This window comes from Arthrobacter sp. UYCu511, from assembly GCF_040547105.1.
GTDB classification, from domain to species: Bacteria; Actinomycetota; Actinomycetes; order Actinomycetales; family Micrococcaceae; genus Specibacter; species Specibacter psychrochitiniphilus.
This window is the reverse complement of sequence record NZ_JBEPPB010000009.1, coordinates 144,547-167,683: the sequence shown is the minus strand read 5'-3', so window position 1 is coordinate 167,683 and position 23,137 is coordinate 144,547. Positions and strand designations below refer to the sequence as shown.

Sequence of the window (23,137 nt, the reverse complement as noted above, 5' to 3'; positions counted from 1 at the left end):
TTTCCTGGACGCTGATACCTTGGAGCCGTTCGTGACGTGGGGAACCAACCCGGGCCAGGGCGTATCCCTGTCGCAGACTATCCCGTTCCCGTCTGTTTTTGGTGATGAGAATGCCAAGGCCGCTGCTGAGCGTGCACTGGCCTACATGGACTTGGAGCCCGGTACGCCCATGAAGGACATCCGTGTTGACACGGTGTTCTTGGGTTCCTGTACTAATTCCCGCATTGAGGACCTGCGCTCCGCGGCGGATATTATCCGCGGCCGCGAAAAGGACCCGAACATCCGCATGTTGGTGGTTCCCGGTTCTGCCCGGGTCCGTTTGGAAGCAGAAGCCGAGGGTCTGGATAAGGTGTTCATGGACTTTGGTGCAGAGTGGCGATTTGCTGGTTGCTCCATGTGCCTGGGCATGAACCCGGACCAGCTGGAACCGGGCGAGCGCTGCGCATCCACGTCCAACCGCAACTTTGAAGGCCGCCAAGGCAAGGGCGGGCGTACTCACCTGGTCTCTCCCGTGGTGGCAGCTGCTACCGCTATCCGCGGAACCCTCAGTTCGCCCTCGGACCTTGAACCAGCCACCCTCGAACCCGCCAACTCAGTAGCGTAAGGAGCTCACCATGGAAAAGTTTTCTACCCACACCGGCGTTGGTGTTCCGCTGCGCCAGAGCAACGTTGACACGGACCAGATCATCCCTGCCGTGTATTTGAAGCGGATTACCCGCACCGGTTTCGAGGACGCCCTGTTCTCCAGCTGGCGCAAGGATCCGGAATTCATCCTGAACCAGGAACCATACACGGCCGGGTCCGTGCTGGTTGCCGGCGCTGATTTTGGTACGGGTTCCTCGCGTGAACACGCGGTGTGGGCATTGAAGGACTACGGTTTCAAGGCCGTGCTGTCTTCTCGCTTTGCCGATATTTTCCGTGGCAACTCGGGCAAGCAGGGCCTGGTTGCTGCTGAGCTAGCCCAGGATGATATTGAGTTGATCTGGAAGGTGTTGGAGAACGCTCCGGGCACCGGGATCACAGTGGACCTGGTAGCCAAGATGGTCACGGCAGGCACCGTGGTGGCCCCGTTCCAGATTGATGACTACACGCGCTGGCGCCTGCTCGAGGGCCTCGATGACATTGGCCTGACACTGCGCAACGAACCCGACATCACCGCGTTCGAGGCTACGCGCCCCTCGATCAAACCCACAACCCTGCCAGCCAAGGTCTAACTTCAGCCGTACGGTAGTGATAGCCGGCCCGTCCCTTCAGGGGTGGGCCGGCTTTTTGGTTTACGAACAATGCCGGCCTCGAACTGCTAAGGAATGGGGGCAACTTCACTTATTTGAAGGCAACCCCGCAGCGTGCAGCAGTGCCACCAGCCGGCGTGCATCACGCAAGTCATCCCAAACCCAACGCACCACCCTATAACCTCGCGCACGGAGCCGGTCCTCGCGTATCTTCTCCGCCACAACCACCTCCGACGGTGTTTTTCCCTTGAGGTATTTTTGCGCGGAGTACTTCTCATACCCATCAAATTCGCCCAGTACCTTGAATTCCTCCCAGTCAAAATCCGCCAGTCCAATGAAACCTCGGTCATCCCAAAATGCTTGTTGTAGGAAGGGGCTCGGGAAGCCGTTGAGGATCATGATGGCGCGGCTCCACGATTCGCCGGCAGACTCAGAGCTACCGTTGGCGAGCCTGACCACCCGTTCCACCCGTGTTCGTTGTACCGCGCTTTTCAGCAGGGCAGCGCTGGCAATGACATGGTTTTCAGTGAAGTTGAGCTGCGTGTGTGGTGGGGAGCCTGGCAATATGTGGTGGCTCAACACCTTGTCCATGACGGGTAATGCGTGGGTGAGTGGCAAGCGGATAGCAAGGTCTCTAGCTACCTGAGGTGGTGGTGTTACAAGCAGCCCAAACATCCTCCAAGGCGGAGAGTCTCCTTCTACAGCAAGAACACGGCGAACTCCGTGACTGCTCTGACCTCCCTTGGCGGTGGGAAGCAGAACACTCTGTACCTCTTGAGGGATGCGTAGAAGAGGGAGCCCCATGATCTGGGCAGCCGATTCTCTGGCAAATACCGGAGGATTTTGTGCCAGTTCGTGTACGGCTTGAATAGTGACCCGATACTTCTCCCACGGTTTGTAGCTGTTCCATAGATCAGCAGGCAGGTAGAGGCCACGCCGAACACGCACGAGTGCTCCGGACTTTGCCTGTACTGACAGCCTCTGGGCAGAATACTCGTCAATGTATTTGTTGTCCGGCCTAAGGAACTGTGGCACCTGAAACGTATCCATCAACCCAGCTTGCCTGCCATTCGCCAGCCCAGAGCTCGTGGTGCTGCAAAGTGTGAGCCACAAAGTGGTTAACCCTGGCTGTGCAGGAATATCCGCACAAGATTGTGGGCAAAGTGGCTCAGTTCAGCGCGCTAGAAGGGCAAAAATAGACAGGAACGGAACCAGCGGAGTCCGTTGTTAAGATTCGAGGCCTGTTGACGGGCCTCAAATCCTAACAACGGACTCCCCGCCTTTTCGGGGCGAGCTTAGAGGCCCGAGCCGCCACGTTTTACGCATCCTGCGCCGGAGAAACTATGCTTGACGCAGGCCCCGGACTATACCGGGGACCCCGGTGTGAACCGGGCAGCCCGGTGGGCCGGGACAACCCCGGTGTGAAACCGGGAGCAAAGTGTGGAACAAAGGAACTAGGTGACCATGAGCAGAATTCTGACAGTCCGTGGCGGTGTCCCGCTCAAGGGACGTGTACAGGTGCGCGGCGCCAAAAACCTGGTCCCCAAGGCGATGGTTGCCGCATTATTAGGCAATACGCCCTCGATTTTGCGTAACGTCCCTGAGATCAAGGATGTTGAAGTGGTGACATCACTGCTGCAACTGCACGGTGTCACAGTGGTCAAGGACCCCCTAACAGGCGATCTCACTTTGGACCCCGCCAATGCCAAGAAGGCCAATACGGCTGAGATCAACACCCATGCCGGTGACTCCCGCATCCCGATCCTGCTGTGCGGACCCTTGATTCATTCGATCGGGCACGCCTTCATTCCAGATCTTGGCGGGTGCAAGATTGGTGACCGCCCCATCGACTACCATCTGGAAGTGCTGCGCAAGTTCGGTGCCGTGGTGGAAAAGACCAGCGGCGGCATCTCCATTACCGCGCCGCTGGGCCTAAAGGGCACCAAGATTTCCCTGCCGTACCCCAGCGTTGGGGCCACCGAGCAGGTACTGCTCTCGGCAACACGCGCCGAGGGCATCACCGAATTGACCGGTGCCGCCACCGAGCCGGAGATCATTGACCTGATCGCCATCTTGCAGAAGATGGGTGCTATCATCTCCGTGCAGACTGACCGCACCATCCGCATCGAGGGTGTGCAGGAACTGACAGGTTATGATCACACCGCCCTGCCCGACCGCAACGAGTCCGCGTCCTGGGCCTCAGCGGCCTTGGTGACCGGAGGCGATATTTATGTTGAAGGCGCCAGCCAACGCGACATGATGACGTTCGTGAACACCTTCCGCAAGATTGGCGGCGGCATGGACATTCACGACGACGGCATCCGGTTCTACCATCCCGGCGGCGCCTTGAAGCCACTCATCTTGGAAACGGACGTGCACCCCGGCTTCATGACGGACTGGCAGCAGCCCCTGGTGGTTGCCCTGACCCAAGCCGAAGGCGTCTCTATTGTCCACGAGACTGTCTATGAAAACCGCTTCGGTTTCACAGAGGCACTGACCCGCATGGGCGCCAACATCCAGCTCCATCGCGAGTGCCTTGGCAGCATCCCGTGCCGCTTCGGCCAGCGCAACTTCATCCACTCGGCCGTCATCTCAGGTGCCACACCACTGGTGGGCGCTACCATCAACGTCCCCGATTTACGTGGCGGCTTCAGCCACATGATCGCAGCCCTGGCCGCCCAAGGCACCTCCACGGTGACGGGCATTGACGTGATCAGCCGCGGCTACGAGCACTTCACTGAAAAACTTGACGGCCTAGGTGCCGACTTCGACATCCGCGATTCAAATAAGGCGCTGATTTAGAAGTGGCCAAGCGCACCATGTCCCGGCGCACCCGGGCGTTCTTTGCCCTTTTGGCAGGGATTGCCCGGCCCCTCATGAACGTTCTCACGGCCAAGGAATGGCACGGCACAAAGAAGCTGCCCCACGGCGAGGGTTTCATTGTGGTGCCCAATCACTGCACGGAAATTGATCCGATTGTGGTGGGCCACATGCTCTACAACCAAAAGATCATGCCGCACTTTTTGGCCAAGGACGGGCTGTTCAAGACTCCCGTGCTTGGCGCGGTGCTGCGCGGTGCCCACCAGATCCCGGTGGAACGTAGCGGAGCAGGTGCCGGAAAGTCACTGGATGTGGCCAAGGAAGTCCTCGGGCAAGACGGTGCCGTGGTGGTCTATCCCGAAGGGACGCTCACGCGGGATCCCGATCTTTGGCCCATGAAGGGGCGCACCGGTGCCGCCCGGCTCGCGCTGAATACCGGTGCCAAGGTCATCCCGGTTGCCCATTGGGGTGCTCAGGAAGTTTTCCCGCGCTACGCCAAGGGTTTTAAAATTTTCCCCCGCAAAACTACCCATGTGCTGGTGGGGGATCCCGTTGACCTGAGTGAATTCATGGGTAGCAGCGGGGACAAGGCCACTCTTGACGCCATGACTGAGAAGATCATGGGGGCCATTACCGAGCTGCTGGAAACCCTCCGCGGCGAGAAGGCGCCCGCCGAACGCTGGGATCCTGTGGCCCACCAGCAAAAGTCTCACGGCAGGTTCGTGGAACGCGGTGCCGAGTCCCAGAAGAAGAGCAACACTGACGACGCCGGAACAACACAAGCAGGGGATCTTCAGTGAGCTACGTGGATGGTATTGCGCCTGTCAAGATAGCAGTGTTGGGTGCCGGTAGCTGGGGCACCACCTTTGCCAAGATCCTAGGCGACGCCTCTGCCGGCACAGATCGCAAGATCGTGTTGTGGGGACGCCGGCAGGAGGTAGTGGATCAGATCAATGATCTGCACCGCAATCCACGCTATCTCTCCACCACGGAGCTGCCCGCGAATATCTCCGCCTCCACTGATGTGCAAGAAGTGCTCAAGGACGCCGAGCTCGTGGTCCTGGCAGTTCCTGCCCAGACGTTGCGCGAGCAATTGCGCGGGTGGGCCGGGCACCTGGCCCAGGACGCCGTCGTCGTGAGTTTAATGAAGGGGCTGGAACTGGGCACGGACCAGCGCATGTCCCAGGTGATCGAGCAGGAATTTTCCATCTCCGCGGACCGCGTGGTGGTTATTTCAGGCCCCAACCTGGCCATGGAAATTGCGCGCCAGGAACCCACCGCCTCCGTGGTTGCCTGCACGGATGAGGACACGGCCAAGTGGGTGGCCAACGTGTGCAAGCCAAGCTATTTCCGCCCGTACACCGTCAATGACGTGGTGGGCGTGGAGATTGGCGGGATCGTGAAGAACGTGATTGCGCTGTGTGTTGGCATCTGTGAAGGGCAGAAGGTGGGCGATAACACGAAGGCCTCGGTCATCACCCGCGGGCTCGCCGAGACCACCCGGCTGGCGCTGGCATTGGGAGGGCGGGCCGAAACCATGGCCGGGCTGGCCGGGCTGGGCGATCTTGTGGCCACCTGTTCGTCCTCACTGAGCCGCAACCACACCGCTGGGCGCATGCTCGGCGAGGGGCTGACGCTCGATGAGGTCAACAACCGCATGACGCAAACCGCCGAGGGCATCAAGTCCGGGCGTGCGGTCTCCGATCTTGCCGCCAAGATGGGGGTCGATATGCCCATTACCAACGCCGTTGTGGGCGTCCTTGAAGGTAAACTGACTGTCGATGATCTGGGGCCGCTGTTGTTGGCCCGCCAATTGAAATCCGAAGGCGACTAACGCGTGACTACTGATTCCCCCGCTACAACTGCGCCCACACGCGTCGCCATTCTCTTTGGCGGGCGCTCCAGCGAGCATGCCGTGAGCTGTGTGACGGCCGCTGGTGTGCTGGGTGCCATTGACCGGACCAAGTACGACGCCGTCCCCATCGGTATTGCGAAAAACGGCCAGTGGGTTTTGGCTGGCGAGGAGATCGCAGGCTGGTCCCTTGCCTCCGCTGTGCTGCCGGAAGTTGTGGCGGGCAAGCAGAGCGTTTCCCTGGCTCACCTAGATGGCGGGCACCAGCTGGTGGTCTCGGAAGCGGGGACTGTTCCGCAGGAGCTGGGTGCCGTGGATGTGGTGTTCCCGCTGCTGCACGGGCCGTGGGGCGAGGATGGCACCATTCAGGGTTTACTTGAGCTCTCTGACACCCGCTATGTGGGTGCTGGTGTGTTGGCGTCAGCTATTGGCATGGACAAGCACTTCATGAAGGTGGTTTTTGAGGCTGCCGGACTGGCTGTGGGCCCGTATGTGGCCGTGAGTGACCGCGAGTGGACTGTGGACCCCGCCGCCGTCAAGGACCGCGTGGCAGCTTTGGGATTCCCCGTGTTTGTGAAGCCGGCACGGGCGGGCTCCTCCATGGGTATTTCCAAGGTGGATTCACTGGAGGGACTGGACGCTGCCATTGCCGAGGCTCGCGAGCACGATCTTAAACTCGTGATTGAGGCCGGAATTGTTGGCCGCGAAATTGAGATTGCCGTCCTTGAAGGACGCGGCAGTGACGCTCCGCGCGTCTCCCTTCCGGGCGAGATCGCCATGCTTGACGGGGCGCACCACGCCTTTTATGACTTCGAGGCTAAATACGTTCAAGGCGGGGCGGTGAACCTCAGCTGCCCGGCAAAGATGCCGGAGGCCGATATTGCCCGGGTGCAAGAACAAGCTGCCCTGGCGTTTGACGCCGTAGGCGCTGAGGGACTTTCCCGTGTTGACTTCTTCTACACCGAAGCCGGGGAATTAATCATTAATGAGATCAACACGATGCCCGGCTTCACACCGAGTTCAATGTACCCGCAAATGTGGGCGGCCTCGGGCCTGAGCTATCCGGACCTGATTGATGAACTGATTCAGTTGGCCCTGAACCGGAAAGTTGGCCTGCGCTAACACCCGCTGGGCCGCACCTTATAAAGAACCCGGATTAGTGTTCGGTCCAGCACGCCAAGATGGTGGTGGCCATTTGGAAGGCAAAGTCCGTCCGGGAGATGTTGTTCTGGCCCACGGTTGCTGACATGGCGGTTCCGTCCACGTGGAGGACCATGTTGTCCTTGGCAAAGACCACATCACCGCCGGCGGACTGATAGCCGGACAAGCCCAGGTTGGAGAGGCCTACAACGGGTGGGGCGGCTAAGGATGTGGCTAGTTTTTTGGCCTCTGCAAGTGCCTGCGCGTCCCCGGGCATAACCTTCACGGTCATGCTAAACGGGCCAGCCGCCAGGGAGTAGTTGCAGGTGTACGTCTGCCCGTCCCACGAGATAGTGGTTGCAGGGGTGGAGGAAAGCCCCAGGATCTTGGTGACGCTATCCTTGGCTTCGGCGGAGCAGACCATAGAGGTGGCCGCCGACGGCGCTTCTACCGTGCCTGCCATAGCCGACGGCGAAGAAGGGGCACCGCCCTGTGAGGCACCATTGACTGGGTTCATCGGGGCGGTAACTTCTGCCGCACAGCCGCCGAGAAGAATTGAAGCCATGAGCAGTCCCATCACCGCGGGATATGCCTTGTTCATTGCTATTTCCTTACTAGTGGTGGAGGAACTGTTGATGGCGGATATGTTGGTGGCGTCAGGCATCGGTATGTTCTAGCGAACGGTCAGGACACCGCGCATGGAAGTGTTGGATTCGCTGTGGAACGGGTAACTCCCGGGCTTGCTCGGTGCTTTGAAGGTGGCCATTGCCCCGGCTGCCACGGCCACGCTAAAGCTGCTGCCGTCCTCGGAGGTAAGAGTGTAATTGGCAGTATCCATATTCATCACGGTCACGGTGGATCCGGCCGCAACGGGGGTTGCATCACGGTACGCGCCTGCTTCGATGTGGATCATCGAGGCCATGCCGTTGCCAGCTTCGCTCATGCCGTCCATGGGCATCTCGGTTGACATGGGCGCCATAGCCGCCGGTGAATTTTCCGGAGCCGCAGCCATGCCACACCCTGACAGGCCAAGCAGCACTATCAGTGCGGCGGCCCCTTTGAGAGCTAGTTGCGTGTTCATAAGCGTCCAATCCAATACAATGTTATTCCGCGGTGCCGGGCCCTGCCCGGCAATGCCTGGCACCTGGGAGTGGCTAGGAGTTGTGGCTGGAGACGAGGTGTCCAAAAACAACAGTGTTTTCGGTGTATTCACCGGAGGAGGTATCAAGGCCACCGCAGGTGATGAGGCGGATCTCGGCCCTGTTCGTATTGCCGTAAACGGCAAGGGTCGGGAAGGTGGCCTTCTTGACCACCTCGAGCTTGTCGACTTCAAAAACGGCCACGGTTCCATCGGCGCGTGTCACCGAGAACTGCTCACCAGGCTTCATCTCATGCAGCCGGAAGAACAGGCCCTGTGGTGATGCCAGGTTGTTGACATGGCCAAGAATGACCGCGGGGCCCAGCTCCCCAGGCGTTGGGGAGTACTTGTACCATCCGCCGGGATCGCCGGGCTGACCGCCTGGAATCTCCATGGTGCCATCAGCTGCCTGGCCTAAAGGTTCAAGCGAGGTGTTGATGCCCACTTGCGGTACTTGCAAGCTGACGGGTGCAGATTCTGCCAGAACTGGACCCTCCGAAGCGGGCTTGACAGGTTTTGCTGCCGGGGCGGAAGTGCTCGCCTCGGCCGAGGGGGCCGGCGTCGGGCTGGTTGTTGCGGGTATTTGCGGTGCAGCTGTTTGCGCGGAGGTTGCCACCGGATCCGGGGCAGTGGCCGGCAAAGACTCCGGGGCGCACGCCGTGGTTCCTAGGACAAGTGATGTGAGGAGGACGCCGGCCGCCGCGGAAGCGGTGAGGCGCCCGCGGCGACTGGAGTTCTTATTCATGGGGTATCAGTCCGCGATCTGCTTCGAAGCGGTCTTCTTTGTGCGCAGGGCCAGGAAAGCACCCGCGGCCATCACGAGAGCTCCACCACCGGCATAGAGCGCAACATCAGGAGTGGCGCTGGTGGACTGTGTTACCGGCTGGGTCAGGCCCGTATCAGGAGCACCGCCCGGCATGGCAGCCATCTGGGAGACGGCAAGGGTGCCACACAGTGCCGGGGAGGTGGCAGCCAGCGGAAGGCTGGGAACCAAATCGCTCTTTGCATCCTGGGCAGCGGCCGGAAGTGTTGCCGGATCCAAACCATGGACCACCACAACGCCGGTGCCAGCCTTCATAGCTGCAATGGTTGCGGCATTCATGGTGAAGGTGCGCTCGTAGGTGTAGGAAGCGCCCATGCCTCCCACCTTCAAGTCCAAGGCGGCCTTGTCACTGGTGTCACCACTGGTGGATAAGGTGGTGCCAATCTTTCCGTACGAGGGACCACCCTCGGTTGTGCTGATCACTCCGTCCTTGTTGGTATCGGCATCCGGGCCAGGACACGTACCCATGGCATCAATGTGGATGTGCTGGACATGCGGGTAGGGGGCGCCATCGAATGTTGCCGCGAGCCCGCTGACGTTTTCGGTGACTGTTGCCTGATCTCCGGTCAAGGTGATCATGACACTGCCAGTGGCATTGCTGCCGTTGAGAGCTCCAAGGTTTGCCTGGTAACTCGTGGTGCCGTTGTCATCAGCCATGGCTCCTGCCCCAGAGAATGACAGTGCAGCCAACGCCAAGGCGGGGACAATGAGGAAAGCAGATTTCTTATACATAAGAGATTTCTCCTTATTTTTCTGAGACTTCAGCTTTGAGGCCTCACAGTACGTTCGGAGCCAGGCCGCCAGCGGATTGGAACAATTCCCAGGTTCAGAGAAATTGTCTTCCCGCTGATCTGCCGGGCCGCCATCGCAGGCTCGTGAATTCCGCCCAAACACGGGCCCATACCCCCTACACGCCGCGAGTTGGAGCGCCACATGATGAATGGAAAATGCGACGGGGCTTAGAGCCAGACAAAGCGGATAAAAAACCAAATGGCGTAACTTAACCCCGCTGTCTTGGCCAATAACGACTAAACTCACACCCCGCCCCTATGCTGTCCCTATAGCCGTCTGGTAGGAGGAGTGCTTTGCGATGGTCGGTCCAATAATTCGGGTGGGTATTGTTGATGACAGTGAAGTGGTGCGGATTGGCTTTTCGGCGGCTGCCGCCATGGATGCCAAATTTGCGCTCCAGGGCATCAAGGTAGTTCTGGCTGCTGAAACTGTTCCGCAACTGCTGCAATCGCCAGTAAGCATGTTAGATGTTGTGGTCCTTGATTTGTCCCTTGCGGACGCGTCGGAGCCAGGAGAAAATGTGCGCCTCTTGGTGGATGCGGGCTATCCGGTTCTGGTTTTTAGCGTGGCCGAGAACACCAACGCCATCAAATCTGCTTTGGCTGCCGGGGCCGCCGGGATCGCGCGCAAGGGTGATGACGTCAAGGACGCTCTGGACATGGTTCGCAGGGTTGCAGCAGGAGAGACCATTGCGAGCCAGGAACTGGCCATCGCCATTTCCTCGGATTCACTTTTTATGGCGGCCGAGCTCAGTGATCGCGAACGGGAAACTCTTAAGTTTTATGCCACCGGGTTTACCGGGGTCCAGATTGCTCGGCGCATGAATGTCTCGGTGAATACCGTGGGCACCAACATCAAGCGTATTCGAGAAAAATATGCGGCGGCCGGCCGGTATGCGCCCACCAAATTGGAGCTCTATCACCGCGCTTTGGAAGACGGAATCATTCCCACGGGATTGAGCTAGTACACAACTAAGCGTTTATTGACCCTAAGGGGAGCTCTTGCCTGTACCGCAACCAAACAGCGTTCTGCTACCCAACACAGTGCAGATGACGGAATTAGTGTTGGCCCGCTCCATTGGGGTGTTTTCACTACTGTTAGTGGCGTTGGCGCTGCCTGATCTGCTGCAGGATACGGGCGGTCCTGCCCACGTTTGGTACACAGTTATTGTTGTCCTGATCCCGGTGCTGGTGGTTGCCGTCATGGTGCCTACCCAACGGCAAGGGTTGCGCCGAATCTTTGCAGGTACTGTGGCCTGGTTGCTCCTGGTGGGGTTCTTGTTGTGGCATCTGGGCCTGATTGGTAATTCGCTTGGCCCGGATGCACGGCCTTGGTCGTGGGGCATTGCCGGTGCCGGGGTGGGACTGGCTGCTGTGGCCAAAAACACCCGTATGGCCAGCTTGTACGGATTTTGTTTTACGCTCCTGGTGTTGCTCATTCCCGCCATGCCGGCCGGTTCTTCCCGGGCCTGGGCGGATTCGTGGCAGGATGCTTTGCTGACAGCCGCCATGACTGCAGTCATTGTCGCCCCCATTTGGGCACTGCGTCAGGCCGTTCAAGAATCAGAATCAGCGGCAGTCACGGCATTGGAGAAGTTCGCTGCTGCGGCCCGTTCCGAAGCCATCACTGTAGAACGCATACGCCTGGATGCCCTCACCCATGACATTGTGCTGAGCACGTTGATTGTGGCCTCCCAAGCCGTGACCCCAGAGGTTGTGGCGGCGTCGCGGAAGACCGCCCGGCTGGCTCTAGCCCAGATGGATGCAGTGGGGGAGGCGACCTCTGTGGCTGCCGAACTCACCATTGCGGAGTGGCTGGGCCGGATGAGGGTGGCTGTATCCCTGCACGGAGGCTCCCTTGACGTCCCGCCCCCTGGTTCGCAGGCACCGGCAAGTCTTTCCCTGGTTGCTGGCCGGGCCATAGTTGAAGCCACCACAGAGGCGGTTAAGAACAGCATTGCGCACGCTCCCGGTTCATTGACTGCTGTGACGGTATTTTTTCCAGCGTCACAGGTCATTGGAAAGCCCCAGGTAGCCGTTGAGATCGCGGATAATGGGCCAGGTTTCGATGTAGCGGATATTGCCATGGAGCGCATGGGCATCAAGGTTTCCATCGTGGAACGAATGCTGGGTGTCCAGGGCAAGGCCGCAGTGACTTCAAGTCCTAGTACAGGGACGCTGGTGCGGCTGGAATGGAGCACGGACGGAGGGCATCATGGATCAGCTCAGAACTAAGTGGCTGGTTCTGGTCTTCGCCACGTGCATGCCCATCGCTCATGTGATTATGGGGTTAGCCAACACGGCTAAGGTCAGTTCTTTATGGCAGTACCTTTTGGCCATGGTGATCTGTCTGGGTCTGGTGGTGCTTTTGTGCGTGGATATGGACAGTGGGACCATACCGTTGAAAACAGCGTGGCTTGTTGTTGCCGGGGTTGTGGTCATGGAATTGCTGGTGACAAGTGTTCTGCCGCTTGGGATTCATCCAGGCTATGCGGCATGGCAAAACGGCGCGATTCAGATGCTCCTGGTGGCCTTAGCATTCCGAGGGCGAACGTCCCTGGCATGGCTTGGCATGGGAGCCTTCGCCGCTCTTGACATGAGAGCCTCACTGGGCCATGGGTTATCTCTTGTTGACGGGTTGGCGTTAGTGTTGACCCCCATTATGTGGATGGTGATTGCCACTGCCGTCCTGATGGTCTTGGGACGCAGTAGGAACAACATTGCGGTCTACTCGGAGCAGAGTCAGAAGGCTGCCCTCAGGCTGGCATGGGAAGAGGCCCACAATATTTACCGGGCGCAACGGCTGGTGGAATTGCAGGAGGCTACGCGTCCGGCACTGGAAGCGATTGCCTGCTCGAAGCTGACGGATGAACAGCGCAGGGAATTGACGTTTCTGGAAGCCGGGTTGCGCGATCAGATGCGCGGCAGGACGCTGGTGACCGGGGGAGTCCCGGATGCTGCCCTTGCTGCCCGCAAACGCGGCGTCAAGGTTGATCTGCTTGATGACAGGAAAGCGCCTCTGCCTGGCGCCATCGCTGCTGACGTGTCCCGGAAGCTATTGGAAGTTTTGGCCCAAGCGCAGGCGGGAACGGTGCGAGTGCGCGCCTTGCCTGTAGGGGAAGTCCCCACTGTCACGTTCCTCGCTTTCGACGAATCAGCAGACCAGTTTGAAACTTATGCTGAAATCAGCGTCCCCCACTCTGAACCGGACAGGTAGAACCTTTGATAAAGACCCCGGAATTCGGTCCTGCCCGCGTGCCTTCAAGCGCCATGGGCCGTGCGCTGGTTTTGCTACTGGCCCTGGTACTCACGGGCTGCACACTGGCGCCACCGGCCGGTGAACGGCTTGCAGCGGAGGGAACCGCCACCGCGGATGGAGTGCTGCTGGAAGTGGACCGCGCTACGGTGAGCCTGCCCGGTGGAGCCGTAGCACCAGGAACCACTGTGAGTGCCGCCATCAAAGCGGCGGTGCCACCGCCTGCAACACAACCGCCTCCAACACAACCGCCTGCAAAAGCCAGCACCGCTGGCGTGGAACTGCTTCCTGCGGCCAGTGACCAGCTGACCGTCACAGTGGGTGAAGAGCTGGCAGCAGGCACGTCAATGACTATCACCATGGCCCTGTCCCGCGTTCCGGAAAGGTCGGGGCTTGATCCCTCACCAGCTTCCTTGGCATTGGCCCACCTGCGCAGCGGAGAAGAAGTGCCGGACTTACTCAGGGTGTCGCTGATAGGAGAGACAAACACTGGCCGAATCTCCGCCCAGGTTCCGGCCGGTGGAACCTTTTGGGCTGTCTACGCGGACGTTTCCTCGCTGCTGGGCGAGGTGTCACGCTCTTTAGCGGCCACGGAAACCGCCAACAAACCACCATGCGCGGATAAACCTGTCTCGGTAGCTGGCATGAGGTTCACTGCAGCCTCAGCCACAACCTCAGCCACAACAGGCTCGTGGGCCTGTTTGCGGGAGAACAACGGCATGCTGGTGGTCGCGGTGGCGGCGAAATCAGCTGTGCCGCTGCGCGTTGCCTCCCATGAAAAGCTTCTGGGAGCCCCGGTCCTCGATGAAAAGCTGCTCCAACCTTATTTCCGCCAAGTTCTCCAGCCGTTGCTGGAACGGCACAAAGATCTGGCCGGCGCTCTGCCAGGGGTGGTGACGGAGTACGAAACCGCGGCAGCCGGCGTCGAACATCAGGAATGGGAACTGCGCCCCTACCCGGCCATGTTCCTCCTGCAATACGTGGCCACGGTGGTGCAGACCACCTTGGATGGCGCTATTGAGCCGGCCACCATTGATGCCAGCCGCACGGCCGCTTGCGTGGCGCCCTTACTCGAGGCAAACAAGGAGGAGCTTGCTCTTAAAGAATCTTGGGCTGCGCCCTTCGTGAAGGATTTCATGAATTGCGTGGCAACGTCCCTGGAGATTAGCCAGCGCATGGATGTTTTGCTCGGTGCAGTCAATGCCGTGCCAGATGTGGTGGCGGGAGCCGCAATCCTAGAATGGGATGAGCTCCAACCTGGCCAGGGCACCAGCGTAGCCATTGCCGGCGCCATGGAATGGAGCACATATTCGGGCACACTCAATGATGCAAGAATCAGTTTTGAGCACCCCGTCGGGTGGACCGTCATGGATGGCTCGGTCAACCCGCAATTTGGTGCCAGCAACGCCTTGGTGGTGTACGACCATCAGGGCAACCGTAAGGCCGCCATGAACGTGGAGGACGGCGTCCATGTCAGTGGCCCCGTTGACCTCCGTCCCGTGAGCCATCTAGGGGGCGGATCTGACGCCGCACCCACGCGCATCCCAGGGGCTGAGGTGCGGGCGGTGGCGATGGATCTTTCGTCTCAGCCGCAACTGCGCACCCGGGACTTGGCGGATCACAAGGTGCAATTGTCCATGTCCTTGTCCACGCGCAGCACGGATGGTGCGGCATTGAAGGAGCTGGCTGTTGGCCGGCTGGAGGGTCAAGTGGTGGTTGAAACCGGTGTGAGATCACGCGCACAAAACCAGACACAGCGGTATGTCATGTTTGCCCACAGCGACGGCTTTGAGACCATTGCGGCCGCCCAGGAGTATGCCAAGGGTGGTGAATTTAGGGCTATCCAAAAAATGTTGGCGTCCTTCAAGGGATAAACTGGACGCTGGTCGCATCCTGCCTCAGCACACCACGCACATCTTGGCGCAGGCAACATTCTAGGAGCCTTCCCCATGAGTACTGAGCCCGTACAGCAGCCGAACATTATTCGGTGGACCCACAACGGCGCCGAACAGAGCGCACTGTGGGTGAGCGCCAGTGGGGCAGCCATGCCCAAAAAAGTGCTGGCTGTGGATGATTCTCTCACCGCGGATGAGGCCTACCGGCTCGCTGCACAGGGGACAGCTTTGCTTTGGCTGGGCGATTACCACAATGCCCGCCAGCTTCTTTCGGCCATGGCCCGCCGGCTGCCTGTTTTTTCAAGGCTCGACGGCGAATCAGTGGCCCAAGCGTTCTACCGCTACCGCCAGGGACGGACACAAAGGGCCAAGATGCTTGGGCGCGTGCTGGTGCCGCTGGCTTCCGGCCCCGCCGTGGCATTGCGCCGCGCCCCGGATGTCAGCCAGGCGTGGCTCTTGGCAGCAGGTCCCGTGGAGGAGACCACTGTGGCTCCGTTGCAGGATGTGCTGGGTTCCATCGGTGCTTTGGAATGGCGGCGCAACGGATTGTTTGTGCAGGAACTCGATGCTGTGATCCGTCCTCATTACGGCACTTTTGCCCCCATCCGAAGTGAGTATTTAGCTCTTGTAAACTCTGCTGCCCTGCCCTCAAAGGAACTGGCCTTCGACATTGGCACAGGCACCGGCGTGTTGGCTGCCATCCTCGCCAAACGCGGGGTGAAAAAAGTAGTGGGTACTGACACTGAAGCTCCAGCAATCGCCTGCGCGCAAGAGAACGTGGCTGATCTTGGCTTCTCAGATTCCTTCGAGGCCGTCCAAATGAGCATGTTCCCGGAAGGGAAAGCACCCTTGGTGGTGTGCAACCCGCCTTGGCTCCCCGGCACAGCCAACTCCGTGCTGGACCACGCTGTCTACGATCCCAAGAGTCGTATGCTCAAGGCATTCTTGGCCGGCTTGGCCAAGCATCTGGAGCCCGAAGGCGAAGGGTGGCTCATCATCTCGGACCTGGCCGAACACCTGGGTCTGCGTTCCCGGGAGGAGCTGCTGGGATGGATTGATGCTGGCGGCCTGCAAGTGCTGGAGAAGCTTGACACGCCGGCACGGCACCCGCGATCCATGGATACCGCTGACCCCTTCTTTGCCGCCCGGTCACAGGAAGTCACGTCCTTGTGGAAACTAGCTGCCAAAGCCTTGGCTTCCTGAGACGTTGACCATTTGCGGGGTCCGGAAAGACTCGCTGTGTGCGGATCCGGTCCGGTGTTTGTGTGTGGGCGTGGCAAAATTGCGTCCATGAATGATGACGCTGAGATTCCCCTGCCTACCGGTAAAAGCTGGAAAGCTCGACGCAATGTATCCCTGCTTTTTTCTTGAGGCTGTTCCTCGTGAGAGCCATTCTTAGCGGAGCATTCGTGGTGAATCTAGCTAACAGCTCCAACAGCCAGTCAAAGTAGATCAGCGATGCCTTCTCATATGAGGCCAACCGCCTGTCAAGGCCCAGGAGGGTTCAGCGTCGAAGGCGTGCTCAACTGTCTGCACCGATGAGGGATTGGGCGCCAAGACCTTGGCCGCCATGACGCTGGGGCTCAGAGAGTTTCGAGGTGCCAACGTGCTTTCCTCTACGCTTGCCACTGTGGGGACCGGACCAAGCGTTGATGGCCAGTCCATTGCCATCAAGGACGGACGGCGCCATTTTGACTATCGCTGATGCCCTCGCCTCGGACGCTTTGGTCCTACACCTGGATAACTCCGGGTTGCGCTAAGGACTCAAGCCAAATTTCCGCCCTTATCCGGCCAGCACCGGAGTGCTGTTACTCTCCGGTTACTGCTGGGTGGCTGAGTCGCCAAGGCCCACACATCCGCCGGTAGCCGGAATCTTTGCTGCTGCCGCCGAGATCTGGGTCAGCACGGTGTCCGAGGGGACCTTGTTATCTCCCAGGATCACTTCTGTCGCGGGGTTTCGGCCATAGGTGGTGAACGTCCACGTGTCCTCACCCTCCTTGATGACCCAGTCCACACCATTGACGGTGACGCACCTGTCAGTGGTGGGGCCGGGTACCTGTACGCCGCACCGCAGAAGCACCGCGGCAGGTTCACCCCATGCCGCTGTCGATTGGCTGGAGGTGGTGCGGCGCTTCGCGTCGGCAAGTGAATCAGGCAGAGCCACCATCATGGGCGCACAGGCCGGATTGTTGGCATCGGGCGCTAAATCGATGGTCACCGCTGGGGTGCACGCCGTGAGTACGAGCAGGGCAGAAGCGGCAATGGTGGCGGTACGCAGGGCAGAAGACGCAAAAAAACGCATGATCCAAGCCTAACGGCTTGGCGCAGCGCCACGAACCCGGAGGCTGTGGCGCCGCGCTGCGGGCCTTATAGCTTTTCTAGAGCTTGTAGCTTCCCTAGAGGCCAGTGCGCTCGGGTCCTTCGATCCAGTTGCCGAGCAAACCGTTGTGCTGGCCAAGCGTCGGGGCGGGGGAGGGCGCAACTGAACCGGTCAGCCGCAGCGGTGAAGCCAGTGTCTTGAAACCGTCCGACTCTATGGCCACATTGCCGCGGTGTGCAGCATGTTCGCTGCTGAGGGCCTCATTGACGGTGTGCACCTTGGAGACCGGAACATGGTGGGCCGCGAGCAGTTCCAGTGCCTCGTCGTCCGTGAAGGGCTGCAGTGCTTCTTCCAGTGCCGCCCGGAATTCAACAGGGAATTCGTTGCGGCGGGTTTGTTCGTTGAAACGTTCATCCTCGAGCCACTCGGAACGATTCAGCGCCTCTGTCAGCCGGGGGAACAGACGATCTCCCGCGATGGCGATGGCGATGGAGCCGCGGCCGGTTTGGTAGGTGCTAAACGGGGTGGACATGGCGTGGTCGTTGCCGCAGGCCACCGGTTCTTCGCCGTGTAAGGCCCGCATGCCCACCGATTCCAGGACGGAAACCAGGCTGTCCAGCATGGCCACGTCGATGTGCTGGCCCCGGCCGGTGTTGTGCCGTTCATTGATGGCAGCAAGGGCCGCAATAGCCCCGTAGAGGCCCGGAACTATGTCACCAATGCTGATACCAACTCGGGTTGGATCCCCGCCGCGCAGGCCGGTGATGGACATGAGCCCGCTCATGGCTTGGGCGATCAGGTCATAGGCCGGCGCATTTTTGAGTGGCCCATCTTGCCCAAAACCGGAGATGCTGACAATAACGAGTCTGGGGTTTTCCACCATCAGACTTGCCGCGGAGAGCCCCAACCTGTCCATGACGCCGGGCCGGAAGTTTTCAATGACGATGTCGGAGCGCCTCACCAAGGCGAGCAGGCGCTCACGTTCCTGTGCAACCTTCAGGTCCATGGTGATGCCGTACTTGCTGCGGTTGAACAGGCGGTAGTAAGCCGATTCGCCGTTGTACCAGGGACCAAAATGGCGGGAGTCGTCGCCGTCCGGGCTCTCCACCTTGATGACTTCAGCGCCCAGATCGGCCAAGATCACGGCGCAGAACGGTCCCGCCAGGACCCGGGAAAGATCCAGCACTCGCAGGCCTTGAAGGGATCCGGGACGGTTCAGTGCGGCGGGGAGAGGCTCGGGGCTGGCGGAAGTGATCATCGCAGATATGGTCCTTAGAAGATTGCTGGGCCCGGGTCTAGGGCGCAAGTTACTTCCATCACAGCATTGAAAGGGGACGCAAAACAATTAACTGGCCCGCTGTACGTCTGTAATCACAGACTTACGCGGAATACAATGGTCGTATGAGTTCTGTGAATTTACCCCAAGTGCCCGCAGCCAGGAACGTGTTGGCTATGTTGCGCTATATCGCATCGCAAGCCGGACCCGTGGGGGCCGCGTCAATTGCCCGGGACGTGGAGCTGCCCCGCTCAACCACCTACCATCTGCTGTCAGCGCTGATAGATGACGGCTTTGTGGTGCACCTGCCCGAAGAGCGCAAGTATGCGCTGGGTGTGACCGCGCATGAATTGGGTACGGGCTACTCCCGCCAAGTTCCGTTGCAGCGCCTGGCCCGCTTCCCCATGGCCCAACTGGTTGAGCGCAGTAGACGCACGGCGCACCTTGCAGTGATGCATGGGCGTGAAGTTATCTACGTCATTGAGGAGCGGGCAAAGCGGCAAGCCACGCTGGTGACCAATCCGGGTGTCAGGCTTCCCGCCCACCTGACCGCAAGTGGGCGCGCCATGTTGGCCACCATGCCAGCGGAGCAGTTGGACGCCCTCTATCCGGGGCCTGAAGCCTTCCCCCAACGCTATGAAAACGGTGTGCATTCGGTTCAGGCGCTCAAGGAGCTATTGGCCTTGGTTCGGGAAAGAGGATTTTCCTGGGAAGAAGACGAGGTAACGAACGGTTTCTCCAGCTTGGCTGTTCCTGTTCTTGACCGCAGCGGCCATGCCCTAGCCAGCGTGACTTTGACCGTGTCCAACCGTCCCGCGTTGAGCCCGGCAGCGGCGGCCAAAAATGCCCTTGAGGGAGTGATTCAGGAGCGCGCGGTCCAGCTAGAAGATCTAAAAACGCAGTGGCTGCCCGAGGTGAACCGGTGTGCAAGGGAAATCTCCCGGCGGCTACGCCCCAATATTTAATGCGCTCGGCGCGCAGCTGGCGGACCACGCAACTATAAATTCTCCTTCGAAGCCATTGTTTTCGACAGTCTTGCGGGTATATCGTTAACTATCGTTCGTGTATCGTTCAAAAATTATTTGAGGAGAGCAAAATGCATAACTCATTCCCAGTCGGTGGGTTCGGCGGCGCCAATATTGATGGTGTCTGGCAAGCAGTTGAAGAATTGCGTTCACGGTTTGAAAAGCGCCCCGGAACCCGGGCTGGCCGCGGCGAGGTACGGGCGGCCGTACTGGCACTGCTCGCCGAGGAACCCATGCACGGCTACCAGATCATCCGGGAAATTGAGGAACGCAGCGGTGGTAACTGGAAGCCCAGCGCTGGCTCCGTTTACCCCACCTTGCAGCTCTTGGCTGATGAGGGCACCATCGCGGCCGAGGAATCCAATGGGCGCAAGATCTACTCGCTCACTGAGGCTGGGCGGGAAGAGGTCCAAGGCAGTGATGCAGCAGCGCCGTGGGACTCAACGGCCCCTGGATCTGGCGGATTTGCTGCGCTACCCAAGGCTGGTATGGAGCTTGCCCAGGCTGCCGCTCAGGTAGGGCGGACAGGGAACAAAAAGCAAGTTCAAGAGGCTGTCGAAGTCCTCGATGAGGCGCGGCGGCGGCTCTACACTATCCTCGCCCAAGGCTGAGAAGGGTGGCGTCGGAGCATCGAGACCCGGCAGAAACGGTAGTGAGTGCGGGGGCTGCCCGCGCTCGCTACCGGCGCATCCTGCGCTTTGCCGCCTGGCACCTGTTGGTGACGTGGTGGTTTGAACTGTTCCTGCCCCGCATTGGGCTGGGCAGCATCTCTGCGCGCACGCGCCCGGCGCGCATGAAGCGCTTTGCCCAGCGCTTCCGCACGCTCGCGCTGAACCTGGGTGGCTTGATGATCAAGGTAGGTCAGTTTATGTCCTCCAGACTAGATGTGCTGCCTCCTGAGCTCACTGCCGAGCTAGAAGGGCTCCAAGACGAAGTTCCGGCTGTTGCGTTTGCGCAGATCCGCAGGCTGGCCGAGGCTGAGCTGGGTGCGCCGCTGGAGGACATCTTTGTCTACGTTGACGAGGTACCGGTAGCCGCGGCATCCCTGGGACAGGCGCACCGTGCCCAGCTCCGTTCCGACGATGCCCAGCGCACCGGCCTCCAGAACGTGGTGCTGAAAGTTCAGCGCCCCGGCATTGGTGAGATTGTTGCTGTGGACCTTGCGGCACTGCGCCGGGTAGGGCGCTGGCTCAGTAGGATCCGGATTGTCTCCAGCCGCGTTGACATGCCAGCACTGATGGAGGAATTTGCGCAGGCCAGCCTTGAGGAGATCGATTATCTGCACGAGGCGGCTAGTGCAGAACGCTTCGCTGCCGACTTTGCCCAGGATCCTCGCGTGGGAGTACCCGCGGTGGTGTGGGAACGCTGTACACGCCGAGTGCTCACACTCGAGGACGTAACGGCGATCAAAATAACGGATGCGTTGGCTCTGCGTGCGGCGGGTATAGATCCGGCGCAGGTGGCCTCGGTATTTGCCAGTGTCATGTTCGAGCAGTTGTTCACGAGCGGGTTCTTCCATGCTGACCCGCACCCCGGCAATATCTTTATCACCCCCGCCGTTGATTCCGGAGCGGGCGCAGGCACGGTCTCTGAAACGGAGCCACGCTGGGAATTGACGTTCATTGATTTTGGCATGATGGGGGAGGTCACGCCTAAGACCCGCAGCGGTCTGCGCAAGTTGTTGATTGCGGCCGCTGCTCGTGACGGCAAGGGCCTCGTTGCGGCTATCAATGACGTGGGTGTGCTGGTGCCTTCGGCGGACACTGGTGAGCTGGAACGGGCGCTGACGCAGCTGTTCGCACGGTTTGGCGGGATGGGATTTGCCGAACTTCGGGAAGTTGACCCCCGGGATTTTGTTGATTTCGCAGAGGAGTTCGGTGATGTGGTGCGCTCACTGCCATTCCAGCTGCCGGAGAATTTCCTGCTCATCATCCGGGCCATGTCACTGACCTCAGGGGTGTGTAGCTCCTTGGATGCTAAGTACAATCTGTGGGATTCCGTGGAACCCTTTGCCGCTCAACTGTTGCGGGAGGAGGGCGGGAATTTCATCAAGGACGCCGCGACTCAAGCCGTTGAGGCGGTGAGCCTGACGCTGCGCTTGCCCCGGCGCGTGGACGGGTTTCTCTCACGAATTGAAGAAGGCTCGCTGCCGGTGACGAACCCCCGGTTGGAACGCCAGAATGCCAGATTGCTTGGTTTAACGCGCCGGCTGGGTTCGTTAGTGGTTTTTGGGGCACTGCTCATAGCCGGTGCGCTGGTGCGGTCTGAGGACATAGTGCTGGGCAGTGTACTGATGGGAGCGTCAGTGCTGGCATTGCTGCACGGCATGTGGGTGGGCCGCCGGCGATAAATGCCTACGCTCAACGAGCGGCTGGGTTTCTACCGCCAGAGCGTACTGCCAGTGACTAAACTCAACTAGCTTCGCTGCCACCTGTCAACGCCGCTCAGTACCGCGGCTTCGGCTTGGCGGGAGCCAACGCTGACGCGCACACCCTCGCCAGGAAAACAGCGCACACTGACGCTTTCGGCCAGGCACGCCCCTTCTAGTGCGGCCGATGCATCGCCCACTGGCAGCCAAAGGAAGTTCCCGCCACTGGCAGGAACATCGATGCCGCGAGCGGCCAGCTGCGCCTGAAGGTTGCTGCGGCCCGCACGAACCGTTGCGATATTTGCCGCTAGGGCTTCCGTATCAGCCAGTGCGGCAACGGAGGCTGACTCGGCGACGGCATTCAAGCCAAAGGGCGGTGAAACGGCACGGACGTGACGGGAAATGTCCGGATGAGCAACCAGGAAGCCGGCACGCAGTCCGGCCAGACCGTACGCCTTCGAAAAGGTGCGCAACAGGACAAGATTTGGGTACTTGACTCTCAAAGTGAGGCTGTGCTGGAAGGAGGTTTCGGCGTCGTCCGTGAATTCCAGATAGGCCTGGTCCAGGACGACCAGCACACGGGCGGGGATGCTCGCCAAGAACTCTTCCAGTTCCTGGCTGCCCAGCACTGTTCCGGTGGGATTGTTGGGGCTGCACAAGATTATGGCGGCGGTGGAATCGGTGACTGCATGGGCCATGGCAGGTAGATCGTGCCGATGGTTGGCGGTCAGCGGGACCTGAACATCTAGGGCTCCGGTGAGGCGAACCAAAATGGGGTATGCCTCGTAGCTCCGCCAGGCAAAAACAACGTCTTTGCCCGGCCCGGCAAAAGCGGTCAGCAATTGCTGAAGCACGGCGAGCGAACCGCCGCCGGTCACCAAGAGGTCTTGGGCAATGCCGAGTTGCTGGCTCAGTGCCTTGATCAGGGGATCACCGTCAATGGTGGGGTACTGCTGGCAGTGCTGGGCCGCGGAACCAATCGCGGCCAGCACCGCCGGGGAGGGAGTCAAGAACGATTCATTAGAGGAGGCGCGCCACAAGGGAGCGAGCGCGCCGCCAGCCTTGGAATAGACCGGCAGCGAGGCCACTACATCCCGTGGAACAGGCATAGATGGAAGGGATGTTGCATGTGACACTGAACGCTCCTTGCGGTGTGGCCCGGGTGGTGCCAGATGGCGCTGGTGGTGCCAGATGGCGCTGG

Annotated in this window: 22 protein-coding genes; 14 read left to right on the top strand and 8 right to left on the bottom strand. The window is 60.0% G+C overall.

What is annotated here, in order from left to right; genetic code table 11:
* Positions 1 to 604: aconitase family protein (locus ABIB48_RS13370; RefSeq protein ID WP_354213292.1), on the top strand; the 604-nt coding region annotated here is incomplete at its 5' end.
* A 10-nt stretch (positions 605 to 614) separates the two neighbouring features.
* Positions 615 to 1,214, top strand: a complete 600-nt coding sequence (leuD, locus tag ABIB48_RS13365) for a 3-isopropylmalate dehydratase small subunit (RefSeq protein ID WP_354213291.1) — start codon at positions 615 to 617, stop codon at positions 1,212 to 1,214.
* A 105-nt stretch (positions 1,215 to 1,319) separates the two neighbouring features.
* On the opposite strand, the gene ABIB48_RS13360 is transcribed toward leuD, so the two are convergent.
* Positions 1,320 to 2,282, bottom strand: coding sequence for a hypothetical protein (locus ABIB48_RS13360; protein WP_354213290.1), 963 nt, complete (start codon positions 2,280 to 2,282; stop codon positions 1,320 to 1,322).
* A 414-nt stretch (positions 2,283 to 2,696) separates the two neighbouring features.
* Between ABIB48_RS13360 and murA the strand changes: the two genes are divergently transcribed.
* The 4 genes from murA to ABIB48_RS13340 are packed head-to-tail and all read left to right on the top strand — an operon-like array spanning position 2,697 to position 7,026.
* Positions 2,697 to 4,034: a UDP-N-acetylglucosamine 1-carboxyvinyltransferase gene (gene murA, locus ABIB48_RS13355; RefSeq protein ID WP_110107400.1), complete on the top strand. Its 1,338-nt coding sequence runs from the start codon at positions 2,697 to 2,699 to the stop codon at positions 4,032 to 4,034.
* 17 nt (positions 4,035 to 4,051) lie between these two features.
* The gene (locus ABIB48_RS13350) at positions 4,052 to 4,852 is read left to right on the top strand and encodes a lysophospholipid acyltransferase family protein (protein WP_315913371.1); all 801 of its coding nucleotides are present in this window, start codon (positions 4,052 to 4,054) and stop codon (positions 4,850 to 4,852) included.
* Complete coding sequence (locus ABIB48_RS13345) at positions 4,849 to 5,886, top strand: NAD(P)H-dependent glycerol-3-phosphate dehydrogenase (protein WP_354213289.1); 1,038 nt, start codon at positions 4,849 to 4,851, stop codon at positions 5,884 to 5,886. Before ABIB48_RS13350 ends, ABIB48_RS13345 begins: the two co-directional genes overlap by 4 nt.
* Before the next feature lie 3 nt (positions 5,887 to 5,889).
* The gene (locus ABIB48_RS13340) at positions 5,890 to 7,026 is read left to right on the top strand and encodes a D-alanine--D-alanine ligase family protein (RefSeq protein ID WP_354213288.1); all 1,137 of its coding nucleotides are present in this window, start codon (positions 5,890 to 5,892) and stop codon (positions 7,024 to 7,026) included.
* Between the two features lie 34 nt (positions 7,027 to 7,060).
* On the opposite strand, the gene ABIB48_RS13335 is transcribed toward ABIB48_RS13340, so the two are convergent.
* The 4 genes from ABIB48_RS13335 to ABIB48_RS13320 all read right to left on the bottom strand — a co-directional run bounded on the left by ABIB48_RS13335 (position 7,061) and on the right by ABIB48_RS13320 (position 9,737).
* The gene (locus tag ABIB48_RS13335; RefSeq protein WP_146213088.1) at positions 7,061 to 7,609 is read right to left on the bottom strand and encodes a hypothetical protein; all 549 of its coding nucleotides are present in this window, start codon (positions 7,607 to 7,609) and stop codon (positions 7,061 to 7,063) included.
* Positions 7,610 to 7,717: 108 nt separating this feature from the next.
* Positions 7,718 to 8,125 carry a cupredoxin domain-containing protein gene (locus ABIB48_RS13330; protein ID WP_110107405.1) on the bottom strand — a complete coding sequence of 136 codons (408 nt, stop codon included), beginning with the start codon at positions 8,123 to 8,125 and terminating at the stop codon, positions 7,718 to 7,720.
* 73 nt (positions 8,126 to 8,198) lie between these two features.
* Entirely contained in the window at positions 8,199 to 8,927 is a 729-nt protein-coding gene (locus ABIB48_RS13325; RefSeq protein ID WP_354213287.1) for a class F sortase, read from the bottom strand.
* Between the two features lie 6 nt (positions 8,928 to 8,933).
* Positions 8,934 to 9,737, bottom strand: a complete 804-nt coding sequence (locus ABIB48_RS13320) for a hypothetical protein (RefSeq protein WP_354213286.1) — start codon at positions 9,735 to 9,737, stop codon at positions 8,934 to 8,936.
* 358 nt (positions 9,738 to 10,095) lie between these two features.
* Between ABIB48_RS13320 and ABIB48_RS13315 the strand changes: the two genes are divergently transcribed.
* The 5 genes from ABIB48_RS13315 (at position 10,096) to ABIB48_RS13295 (ending at position 16,150) form a co-directional block, all read left to right on the top strand.
* Positions 10,096 to 10,761 carry a response regulator transcription factor gene (locus ABIB48_RS13315; RefSeq protein WP_354213285.1) on the top strand — a complete coding sequence of 222 codons (666 nt, stop codon included), beginning with the start codon at positions 10,096 to 10,098 and terminating at the stop codon, positions 10,759 to 10,761.
* An 85-nt stretch (positions 10,762 to 10,846) separates the two neighbouring features.
* The gene (locus ABIB48_RS13310) at positions 10,847 to 12,031 is read left to right on the top strand and encodes a sensor histidine kinase (RefSeq protein WP_354213284.1); all 1,185 of its coding nucleotides are present in this window, start codon (positions 10,847 to 10,849) and stop codon (positions 12,029 to 12,031) included.
* Positions 12,012 to 13,013 (top strand): DUF8320 family protein, encoded by a 1,002-nt coding sequence (locus tag ABIB48_RS13305; RefSeq protein ID WP_354213283.1) that lies wholly within the window; start codon positions 12,012 to 12,014, stop codon positions 13,011 to 13,013. Before ABIB48_RS13310 ends, ABIB48_RS13305 begins: the two co-directional genes overlap by 20 nt.
* A gap of 5 nt (positions 13,014 to 13,018) precedes the next feature.
* A complete protein-coding gene (locus ABIB48_RS13300) occupies positions 13,019 to 14,926 on the top strand; it encodes a hypothetical protein (protein ID WP_146213090.1) in 1,908 nt (635 codons plus the stop codon).
* A 75-nt stretch (positions 14,927 to 15,001) separates the two neighbouring features.
* Positions 15,002 to 16,150, top strand: coding sequence for a methyltransferase (locus ABIB48_RS13295; RefSeq protein ID WP_315913171.1), 1,149 nt, complete (start codon positions 15,002 to 15,004; stop codon positions 16,148 to 16,150).
* A gap of 616 nt (positions 16,151 to 16,766) precedes the next feature.
* Here ABIB48_RS13295 and ABIB48_RS13290 read toward each other — a convergent pair.
* On the bottom strand, positions 16,767 to 17,249 hold the full coding sequence (locus tag ABIB48_RS13290; RefSeq protein WP_110107420.1) for a DUF3515 domain-containing protein: 483 nt from the start codon (positions 17,247 to 17,249) through the stop codon (positions 16,767 to 16,769).
* 94 nt (positions 17,250 to 17,343) lie between these two features.
* Positions 17,344 to 18,525, bottom strand: a complete 1,182-nt coding sequence (locus ABIB48_RS13285) for a CaiB/BaiF CoA transferase family protein (RefSeq protein ID WP_354213281.1) — start codon at positions 18,523 to 18,525, stop codon at positions 17,344 to 17,346.
* Between the two features lie 143 nt (positions 18,526 to 18,668).
* Here ABIB48_RS13285 and ABIB48_RS13280 point away from each other — a divergent pair, with 143 nt between their 5' ends.
* The 3 genes from ABIB48_RS13280 to ABIB48_RS13270 all read left to right on the top strand — a co-directional run bounded on the left by ABIB48_RS13280 (position 18,669) and on the right by ABIB48_RS13270 (position 21,918).
* Positions 18,669 to 19,508, top strand: a complete 840-nt coding sequence (locus ABIB48_RS13280; protein WP_211315163.1) for an IclR family transcriptional regulator — start codon at positions 18,669 to 18,671, stop codon at positions 19,506 to 19,508.
* 131 nt (positions 19,509 to 19,639) lie between these two features.
* Positions 19,640 to 20,179 carry a PadR family transcriptional regulator gene (locus ABIB48_RS13275; RefSeq protein WP_110107426.1) on the top strand — a complete coding sequence of 180 codons (540 nt, stop codon included), beginning with the start codon at positions 19,640 to 19,642 and terminating at the stop codon, positions 20,177 to 20,179.
* Positions 20,180 to 20,184: 5 nt separating this feature from the next.
* Positions 20,185 to 21,918: an ABC1 kinase family protein gene (locus tag ABIB48_RS13270; RefSeq protein ID WP_354213280.1), complete on the top strand. Its 1,734-nt coding sequence runs from the start codon at positions 20,185 to 20,187 to the stop codon at positions 21,916 to 21,918.
* Between the two features lie 65 nt (positions 21,919 to 21,983).
* Here the strand turns inward: ABIB48_RS13270 and ABIB48_RS13265 are convergent, their stop codons facing one another.
* Complete coding sequence (locus ABIB48_RS13265; RefSeq protein WP_354213279.1) at positions 21,984 to 23,072, bottom strand: histidinol-phosphate transaminase; 1,089 nt, start codon at positions 23,070 to 23,072, stop codon at positions 21,984 to 21,986.
* Positions 23,073 to 23,137: the final 65 nt, after the last annotated feature.

Excerpts from the sequence above, each read along its gene's own strand:
- leuD (WP_354213291.1), top strand. The coding sequence starts at position 615 with ATGGAAAAGTTTTCTACCCACACCGGCGTTGGTGTTCCGCTGCGCCAG.
- ABIB48_RS13360 (WP_354213290.1), bottom strand. The coding sequence starts at position 2,282 with ATGGATACGTTTCAGGTGCCACAGTTCCTTAGGCCGGACAACAAATAC.
- murA (WP_110107400.1), top strand. The coding sequence starts at position 2,697 with ATGAGCAGAATTCTGACAGTCCGTGGCGGTGTCCCGCTCAAGGGACGT.
- ABIB48_RS13350 (WP_315913371.1), top strand. The coding sequence starts at position 4,052 with ATGTCCCGGCGCACCCGGGCGTTCTTTGCCCTTTTGGCAGGGATTGCC.
- ABIB48_RS13335 (WP_146213088.1), bottom strand. The coding sequence starts at position 7,609 with ATGGCTTCAATTCTTCTCGGCGGCTGTGCGGCAGAAGTTACCGCCCCG.
- ABIB48_RS13330 (WP_110107405.1), bottom strand. The coding sequence starts at position 8,125 with ATGAACACGCAACTAGCTCTCAAAGGGGCCGCCGCACTGATAGTGCTG.
- ABIB48_RS13325 (WP_354213287.1), bottom strand. The coding sequence starts at position 8,927 with ATGAATAAGAACTCCAGTCGCCGCGGGCGCCTCACCGCTTCCGCGGCG.
- ABIB48_RS13320 (WP_354213286.1), bottom strand. The coding sequence starts at position 9,737 with ATGTATAAGAAATCTGCTTTCCTCATTGTCCCCGCCTTGGCGTTGGCT.
- ABIB48_RS13315 (WP_354213285.1), top strand. The coding sequence starts at position 10,096 with ATGGTCGGTCCAATAATTCGGGTGGGTATTGTTGATGACAGTGAAGTG.
- ABIB48_RS13310 (WP_354213284.1), top strand. The coding sequence starts at position 10,847 with ATGACGGAATTAGTGTTGGCCCGCTCCATTGGGGTGTTTTCACTACTG.
- ABIB48_RS13305 (WP_354213283.1), top strand. The coding sequence starts at position 12,012 with ATGGATCAGCTCAGAACTAAGTGGCTGGTTCTGGTCTTCGCCACGTGC.
- ABIB48_RS13295 (WP_315913171.1), top strand. The coding sequence starts at position 15,002 with ATGAGTACTGAGCCCGTACAGCAGCCGAACATTATTCGGTGGACCCAC.
- ABIB48_RS13290 (WP_110107420.1), bottom strand. The coding sequence starts at position 17,249 with ATGCGTTTTTTTGCGTCTTCTGCCCTGCGTACCGCCACCATTGCCGCT.
- ABIB48_RS13285 (WP_354213281.1), bottom strand. The coding sequence starts at position 18,525 with ATGATCACTTCCGCCAGCCCCGAGCCTCTCCCCGCCGCACTGAACCGT.
- ABIB48_RS13280 (WP_211315163.1), top strand. The coding sequence starts at position 18,669 with ATGAGTTCTGTGAATTTACCCCAAGTGCCCGCAGCCAGGAACGTGTTG.
- ABIB48_RS13275 (WP_110107426.1), top strand. The coding sequence starts at position 19,640 with ATGCATAACTCATTCCCAGTCGGTGGGTTCGGCGGCGCCAATATTGAT.